This window comes from Phenylobacterium sp. (assembly GCF_031425575.1).
Lineage (GTDB): Bacteria > Pseudomonadota > Alphaproteobacteria > Caulobacterales > Caulobacteraceae > Phenylobacterium.
On sequence record NZ_JANPJP010000218.1, the window covers coordinates 1 to 7,930 of the forward strand.

General features: G+C 67.5%; 9 protein-coding genes. 8 read left to right on the forward strand and 1 reads right to left on the reverse strand.

What is annotated here, in order from left to right; translation table 11 throughout:
* A partial coding sequence (locus tag RMO97_RS12465; RefSeq protein ID WP_310541391.1) for a 30S ribosomal protein S1 occupies positions 1 to 1,206 on the forward strand: 1,206 nt, incomplete at its 5' end.
* 292 nt (positions 1,207 to 1,498) lie between these two features.
* Positions 1,499 to 1,783: an integration host factor subunit beta gene (locus RMO97_RS12470; protein ID WP_215343259.1), complete on the forward strand. Its 285-nt coding sequence runs from the start codon at positions 1,499 to 1,501 to the stop codon at positions 1,781 to 1,783.
* 3 nt (positions 1,784 to 1,786) lie between these two features.
* On the opposite strand, the gene RMO97_RS12475 is transcribed toward RMO97_RS12470, so the two are convergent.
* A complete protein-coding gene (locus RMO97_RS12475) occupies positions 1,787 to 2,650 on the reverse strand; it encodes a phosphotransferase (protein WP_310541392.1) in 864 nt (287 codons plus the stop codon).
* Positions 2,651 to 2,708: 58 nt separating this feature from the next.
* Here RMO97_RS12475 and mscL point away from each other — a divergent pair, with 58 nt between their 5' ends.
* The 6 genes from mscL to RMO97_RS12505 form a co-directional block, all read left to right on the forward strand.
* Entirely contained in the window at positions 2,709 to 3,131 is a 423-nt protein-coding gene (mscL, locus tag RMO97_RS12480) for a large-conductance mechanosensitive channel protein MscL (RefSeq protein ID WP_310541393.1), read from the forward strand.
* Between the two features lie 31 nt (positions 3,132 to 3,162).
* Positions 3,163 to 3,807 (forward strand): phosphoribosylanthranilate isomerase, encoded by a 645-nt coding sequence (locus RMO97_RS12485; protein WP_310541394.1) that lies wholly within the window; start codon positions 3,163 to 3,165, stop codon positions 3,805 to 3,807.
* 42 nt (positions 3,808 to 3,849) lie between these two features.
* A complete protein-coding gene (gene trpB / locus RMO97_RS12490) occupies positions 3,850 to 5,073 on the forward strand; it encodes a tryptophan synthase subunit beta (RefSeq protein ID WP_310541395.1) in 1,224 nt (407 codons plus the stop codon).
* Positions 5,070 to 5,903: a tryptophan synthase subunit alpha gene (trpA, locus tag RMO97_RS12495; protein WP_310541396.1), complete on the forward strand. Its 834-nt coding sequence runs from the start codon at positions 5,070 to 5,072 to the stop codon at positions 5,901 to 5,903. The genes trpB and trpA overlap by 4 nt, the downstream gene beginning before the upstream one ends.
* 5 nt (positions 5,904 to 5,908) lie before the next feature.
* Positions 5,909 to 6,841, forward strand: coding sequence for an acetyl-CoA carboxylase, carboxyltransferase subunit beta (gene accD, locus RMO97_RS12500; RefSeq protein ID WP_310541397.1), 933 nt, complete (start codon positions 5,909 to 5,911; stop codon positions 6,839 to 6,841).
* 49 nt (positions 6,842 to 6,890) lie between these two features.
* The coding region (locus RMO97_RS12505) for a folylpolyglutamate synthase/dihydrofolate synthase family protein (RefSeq protein ID WP_310541398.1) at positions 6,891 to 7,930 on the forward strand (1,040 nt) is incomplete at its 3' end.

Sequence of the window (7,930 nt, forward strand, 5' to 3'; positions counted from 1 at the left end):
ATGGACCGTCCGCGCGGCAACATCGTCGTCTCGCGTCGCGCCATCCTGGAAGAAGCCCGCGCCGAACAGCGCACCGAGCTGGTCTCCCAGCTGCAAGAGGGCGAGATCCGCGAAGGCGTGGTCAAGAACATCACCGACTACGGCGCCTTCGTGGACCTGGGCGGCATCGATGGCCTGCTGCACGTCACCGACATGAGCTGGAAGCGCGTCAACCACCCGAGCCAGGTCCTGGCCGTGGGCGACACCGTCAAGGTGCAGATCGTCAAGATCAACCCCGACACCCAGCGCATCAGCCTGGGCATGAAGCAGCTGCAGTCCGACCCCTGGGACGGCGTGGAAGCCAAGTATCCCGTCGGCGCGAAGTTCACCGGCCGGATCACCAACATCACCGACTACGGCGCCTTCGTGGAGCTGGAAGCCGGGGTCGAGGGCCTGGTCCACGTGTCGGAAATGTCCTGGACCAAGAAGAACGTCCACCCGGGCAAGATCGTCTCCACCTCTCAGGAAGTGGAAGTCGTCGTCCTGGACGTCGATCCGTCCAAGCGTCGCGTCTCGCTGGGCCTCAAGCAGGCCATGGACAATCCTTGGGACGCGTTCGTTGCAGCCCACCCGGTCGGTTCGACCGTCGAGGGCGAAGTCAAGAACGCCACCGAGTTTGGCCTGTTCATCGGCCTGGAGAACGACATCGACGGCATGGTCCACCTCTCGGACCTCGACTGGACGGCGTCGGGCGAAGAAGCCATCGCCAAGTATCACAAGGGCGAAATGGTCAAGGCCCGGGTGCTGGACGTCGACGTCGAGAAGGAACGCATCTCGCTCGGCATCAAGCAACTGGCCGGCGATCCCATGGTGGGCGACTTCTTCCGCAAGGGTCAGACCATCACCGTCACGGTGACGGAAGTCACCACCGGCGGCATCGAGGTTCGCTTCGGTGAGGACGACGCCCCGATGAGCGCCTTCGTGCGTAAGTCGGACCTGAGCCGCGACCGCGCCGACCAGCGCCCGGAACGCTTCGCCGTGGGTGACCGCGTCGACGCCCAGGTGACCAATGTCGACAAGGCCGCCCGCAAGGTCGGTCTCTCGATCAAGGCCCTGGAAATGGCCGAGGAAAAGGAAGCCATCGAGCAGTTCGGCTCGTCGGACTCCGGCGCCTCGCTGGGCGACATCCTGGGCGCCGCCCTGCGCGAGAAGGCCAAGAACGACTAATCGTTCGAACCCCTCGCAGATGTTCTAGAGAGCGGCGGATCGGGAAACCGGTCCGCCGTTTTCTTTTTCGCAAACCACACTATCCTGAGTTGAACCGCGCCGCTGTCACCCTGCGTCGGGTGACCGACAGAGACCGGCATTTCGCCAGCCAACCCTTTCCAGGCCCCGATTTGGGACAAGTGAGCCCAAGCTTTCGGCGCTGATTGTCATCACCGGGCCGTAAACCCTTTTCCTGCCTTGAACATCCTCAGGGACTCGACCATGTTCCGCAGCCGAACGACCGGAAGAAGGCATGATCAAGTCTGAGCTGATCGCCAAACTCGCTGAGGAAAACCCGCACCTCACCCAGCGCGATATCGAGCGCGTGGTGGGGGTGATTCTTGAGCGCATGATCCAGGCCCTGGAGAACGGCGGCCGGGTGGAACTGCGTGGCTTCGGCGCGCTGTCCGTCCGCTCGCGCGACGCCCGGGCCGGCCGCAATCCGCGCACCGGCGAGGCCGTCGAGGTCCGCGCCAAGCACGTGCCCTTCTTCAAGAGCGGCAAGGAACTGCGCGAGCGGCTCAACGCCGACGAATAGGCGTCAGTCCAGGGCCTGGTTCAGGCTGCGGGCGCAGAGGGCGTAGAGCGCTGGCTTGGTCGCCTTGGTGCTGAGATAGAAAAAGCTGTAATAGAGCCAGTAGAGCCGGGTGGCCTCTTCGAAGCCCGCGAACCCTTCCGCCTGGCTGGCCGCGTAGGCGCGGTCGGCCTTGTCGTCGAGGAAGAAGGCGGCGGAGGTCAGGTCCAGCAGCGGGTCGCCCATCACCGCCTGGATGCTGAAGTCGATGACACCGGTGACCGCGCCCGCCTCGTCCACCAAGACATTGCCCGGATGATAGTCCCCGTGCGCCAGCCTGCGCGGCGCCTCGGCGCGGGCCTGGGCCAAGCCGTCGAAGAGTTCCAGGACCCCCGCCGGGGCCTTCAGGTCGGCTAGGGCCCAGGGCGCTTCGTCCAGCGAGGCCCTCGCCCGGCGGCCCAGATAGCCTGGCCAGCTGTCGGCGCGGATCGGGGCCCCTCCCAGGATCTGGCCGTGATAGGGCGCGTCGAAGCCGATCGTCTGGATTTCACCGGCGGCCACCATGTAGTTGGCCAGGGCCTGCCGGCGGGCCTCCGGCGAGGCGGCCGCCAGGAAACGGGTGAGCTCGACGCCTGGAATGCGCGGCTCCACCACGCAGGGCGTCCCCTCCACATCGAGAACCTCGTCGAAGCGGGGAACCTGGAAACCGACCGCCCGGGTGTCAAGCCCGCGGTAGAAGCTGTCCAAGGCTCGAACATGGGTCAGCGGGGTCTCAGCGGAGAACACCCGCAGCACGGCTTCGCGACCCATGCCATAGGCGCGGCTCTGGACGCCTGCGCCCAGCAGGTCGGCCTCGGTCACCCCGAAATGCTTCAGCGCCTGCTCGCTCATGCTTGACCCGATTCAGCCTGCTCATGATCCTGCCACATCCCCGGGCCAGAGCGTGACCATGAGCATCTTCTCCGAATTCCGCGAGTTCATCGCCCGCGGCAATGTGATCGACCTGGCCGTCGGCGTGATTGTTGGGGCGGCCTTCAATGACATCGTGAAAAGCCTGGTGGACCAGGTGGTGATGCCGCCTATCGGCCTGCTGCTGAGCGGGGTCGACTTTTCCGACCTGAAGCTGGTGCTCAAGCCCGACAACGCCATCACCAAGGCCAACGAACTGGTGGCCATCCAGTACGGCGCCTTCTTCAACACCATGATCAAGTTCGTGATCGTGGCCTGGGTGGTGTTCCTGATCGTCAAGGGCGTGAACACCATCCGCCGCCACGACGCCGAGGCTTCACCCGCCGAAAAGCCGCTGCCCCCGCCGCAGGAAGCCCTGTTGATCGAGATCCGCGACCTGCTGAAGAACCAGGCCAAGCCTTGAATTCGAGGGCGCGATAGCCCTTATCGGCCCCATGACCGTGCCCACCAAGATCTGCGGACTTTCCACGCCCGAGACGGTGAGCGCCGCCGTGGCCGGCGGCGTCAGCCATATCGGCTTCATGTTCTTCGAGAAGAGCCCCCGCAACATCACCCCTGACGCCGCCGACCGGCTGACGGCGGAGGCCCGGGCCCGGAACGTGAAGATCGTGGCGGTCACCGTCGATCCCGATGACGAACTGGTCGACCGCCTGGCGGCCATTCTCAAGCCCGACCTGTTCCAGCTTCACGGCGCCGAGACGCCAGCGCGGGCGCGGGCGGTGTCCGCGCGCACCGGAGCCGGGATCATCAAGGCGCTGTCGATCTCCACGGCCCATGATCTCTCGGCCGCCAAGGCCTATGAGGCGGCGACCGACCACCTGATGTTCGACGCCAAGGCGCCGCAGGATTCCGAACTGCCCGGCGGCAATGGCGCGCGGTTCGACTGGACCCTGATGATGGGCCACCGGTTCCAGAAACCGTGGTTCCTGGCCGGCGGCCTCGATCCCTGGAACGTCGTCGACGCCGTGCGGCTGTCGGGCGCGCCCATGGTGGACGTTTCCTCTGGCGTGGAGCGCGGTCCCGGCCTAAAGGACCCGGCCTTGATCACGGCGTTTCTTGAAGCCGTACGCCGCGCCTGAACGTATTGCCTGAGCCCCGATCCCAAGCCGAGTGATAGTGACGTGAACGCGCCCACCGCCAAGCCCAACGACTACGCCGCCTATCCTGACGCCAATGGACGGTTCGGGGACTTCGGCGGACGTTATGTCCCCGAGACCCTGATGCCCCTGGTCCACGAGCTGGACGCCGCCTACCGCGCCGCCAAGGCCGATCCGGCCTTCCAGTCTGAGCTGTCGGGGCTGATGACGCACTATGTGGGTCGGCCCAGCCCGCTCTATCTCGCCGAGCGGCTGACCGCGCATTTCGGCGGCGCCAGGATCTATCTGAAGCGCGAGGAGCTGAACCACACCGGCTCCCACAAGATCAACAACTGCATCGGCCAGATCCTGCTGGCGCGGCGCATGGGCAAGACCCGGATCATCGCCGAGACTGGCGCGGGTCAGCACGGGGTCGCCTCGGCCACGGTCTGCGCCAAGTACGGCCTGCCCTGCGTGGTCTATATGGGCGCCGTCGACGTGGAGCGGCAGAAGCCCAACGTCTTCCGCATGAACCTGCTGGGCGCCCGGGTGGAGGCTGTGACCTCCGGCTCGGCGACCCTGAAGGACGCCATGAACGAGGCCCTGCGCGACTGGGTCACCAACGTCCACGACACCTATTACCTGATCGGCACCGCGGCGGGCATGCATCCCTATCCGGAGATGGTGCGCGACTTCCAGTCGGTGATCGGCCGCGAGACCAAGGCCCAGGTGATGGAGGCCGAGGGCCGCCTGCCCGATGCCGTGGTCGCCTGCGTCGGCGGCGGCTCCAACGCCATCGGCATGTTCCACCCGTTCCTCAACGACGAGAGCGTCAAGCTGATCGGCGTCGAGGCCGCGGGCGAGGGCATGGAGACCGGACGTCACGCCGCGGCCATCAATGGCGGCCGTCCGGGCGTCCTGCACGGCAACATGACCTATCTGCTGCAGGACGCCGAGGGCCAGATCACCGAGGCCCACTCCATCTCGGCCGGCCTGGACTATCCCGGCATCGGCCCCGAGCATTCCTGGCTGCATGACGTGGGGCGCGCGACCTACCTCACCGCCACCGACCTGGAGTCGCTGGACGCCTTCAAGCTCTGCGCCGAGCTGGAGGGCATCCTGCCGGCCATCGAGAGCGCGCATGCCATCGCCCGCCTGGGCGACGTGGCTCGCGACGTCGGCAAGGGCGGGGTCGTGGTGCTGAATCTGTCGGGTCGCGGCGACAAGGACGTGGCCACCGTCGCCGCCCATCTGGGGATGGCGATTTGACCAAGGCCCGTATCGACGCGCGTTTCGCCGCGCTGAAGGCCGAGAACCGCGCCGCCTTCGTGGCCTACATCATGGCCGGCGACCCCGACTATGACCGTGGCCTGGAGATCCTGAAGGGCCTGCCGGCCGCCGGCGCCGACCTGATCGAGGTGGGCTTCCCCTTCTCCGATCCCATGGCAGAGGGGCCGACGATCCAGCGCGCCGCCCTGCGCGCGCTCGACAGCGGCATGACGCTCGCCAAGACCCTGGCCATGATCGCGGCGTTCCGCAAGGACGACCAGACGACGCCGATCATCCTGATGGGCTACGCCAATCCCCTGGTGAACCGGGGCTTTGTCGCCTTCGCCCAGGACGCCGCGGCGGCCGGAGCCGACGGCCTGATCGTGGTGGATATCCCGCCCGAGGAGGCCGACCCCCTGGCCGACGCCCTGGACGCGGAGGGGCTGTCCCTGCTGCTGCTTTCGACCCCCACCAGCGACGATGCGCGCCTGAAGGTGATCGCGCGGCGCACCTCGGGGTTCGCCTACTACGTCTCGGTGGCCGGCGTGACCGGGGTGAAGGAGGCCGATGCGGCCGCCGTCGCGCCCCACGTGGCCCGGGTGCGGGCGGCGGGCGGCCTGCCGGTCTGTGTCGGGTTCGGCATCAAGACGCCGGAGCGCGCCGAGGCTGTGGCCCGGGTCGCTGACGGCGTTGTGGTGGGCTCGGCCCTGGTGGAGGAGATCGCCGCAAGCCTGGCGATGAACGAAACCGTGACCACGCGGGTTCTTTCCAAAGTGGAATCCTTGGCTAAGGCTGTGCGCTTGGCGCGAGTCGCAAGCCCGACGGTGTAGTTCACATGGCGATGGCTGAGCACAAGAACGACAAGTCCCAGAAGCCGCCGAGCGTGCCCACGCCTCGGGAGCGGGGCGGGTGGCTGGCCAAGATCGCGCCGGGCGTCCGCAATCTGGTGGCCAAGCGCGAGACCCCGGAGAATCTCTGGGTCAAATGCCCCGACACCGGCGAGATGATCTATCGCTCGGACCTGGAGGCGGCCCTGTGGGTCACTCCGTCGGGCAACCACATGCGGATCGGCGCCAAGCAGCGCCTGGGCTACACCTTCGACGACGGCGCCTATGAGCGCATCGCCTCGCCGACCGTGGTGGAAGACCCGCTGAAGTTCCCCGACGACCGCTCCTATCCCGACCGCCTGAAGTCGGCCCGCAAGACCACCGGCGAGCAGGACGCGATGGTCATCGCGTTCGGCGCCATCAAGGGCCAGGACTGCGTGGTGGTGGTGCAGGACTTCGCCTTCATGGGCGGGTCGCTCGGCATGGCCGCGGGTGAGGCCTTCATCAAGGCCGCCCAGGAAGCCGTGCGCCGCCAGGTTCCCTTCGTGATCTTCACCGCCTCGGGCGGCGCCCGGATGCAGGAAGGGACGCTGTCCCTGATGCAGCTGGCCCGCACCACGGTGGCGGTCAACGAGGTCAAGGACGCCGGCCTGCCCTATATCGTGGTGATGACTGACCCCACCAGCGGCGGGGTGACCGCCTCCTACGCCATGCTGGGCGACATCCACCTGGCCGAGCCGAACGCCATGATCGCCTTCGCCGGCCGCCGGGTGATCGAGCAGTCGATCCGCGAGACCCTGCCCCCGGGCTTCCAGCGCGCCGAGTTCCTGGTGGAGCGCGGCATGGTGGACCGGGTGGTGACCCGCAGCGAGATGACCACCGTGCTCGGCTCGCTCCTGACGACCCTCATGATGGGACGAAACGCTTCAAAAGCCGCCTGATCCCCTCGCCTCCGCCTGATCCCGTTCAGCCCTCTCCAGGCCACACCCCATGTATGATGAGATCCGCGCCTTCGACGCGATGATCGCGCGGCTGCGCGACGAATTCCCGTCCCTGATTGACCTGTCCACCGGGCGGGTCCTGCGCCTGCTGGAGGCCATGGGAAGGCCGCAGGACAAACTGCCGCCGGTGATCCACGTGGCGGGCACCAATGGCAAGGGCTCCACCACCGCCTACTTAAGGGCCATCGCCGAGGCGGCGGGGCTGAAGGTCCACGTCCTGACCTCGCCCCACCTGGTGCGGTTCGCCGAGCGGATCCGCATCGCCGGCGAACTGATCGGCGAGGCGCGGCTGCGCGAGCTGATCGACACCTCGATCGCCGAGAATGACGGCGGCGAGATCAGTTTCAACGAGATCATGTCGGCCATGACCCTCAAGGCCTTCGCCCAGACCCCGGCCGACCTCTGCGTGATCGAGGTTGGGCTGGGGGGGCGGTTTGACTGCACCAATGTCTTCGACGCGCCGGCGGTCTGCATCATCACGCCGGTCGACTACGACCACCTGGAGATGCTGGGGCCGGAGCTGACGAAGATCGCCTGGGAGAAGGCCGGGATTATCAAGCAGGGCCGCCCGGTGATCGTCGCGCGCCAGATCGAGGAAGCCTTCGAGGTCATCGCGCGGGAAGCCGAGGGCCTGGACGCCCCGATGCTGGCCATGGGCCGCGACATCGACGCCTGGGAAGAGAACGGCCGAATGCTGATCCAGACGCCGGACCGGTTGCTGGACCTGCCGCTGCCGGGGCTCTACGGCCCGCACCAGGTGGGCAATGCGGCGCTGGCCGTCATGGCCCTGCTGACCTGGGGCGACCCGCGCATCGACGAGGCCGCCCTGGCCAAGGGGGTGGCGGGCGCGGTGTGGCCCGCGCGGTTCCAGCGGTTGACGGCCGGACCGCTGGGCGCGGCGGCGGTGGCGCGCGGCGCCGACCTGTGGCTGGACGGCGCGCACAATCCCCACGGCGGCCGGGCCCTGGCCGAGACCGTGGACCGCCTGGCCCGCGACGGGCGTCCGGTGACCCTGGTGGTGGCGCAATA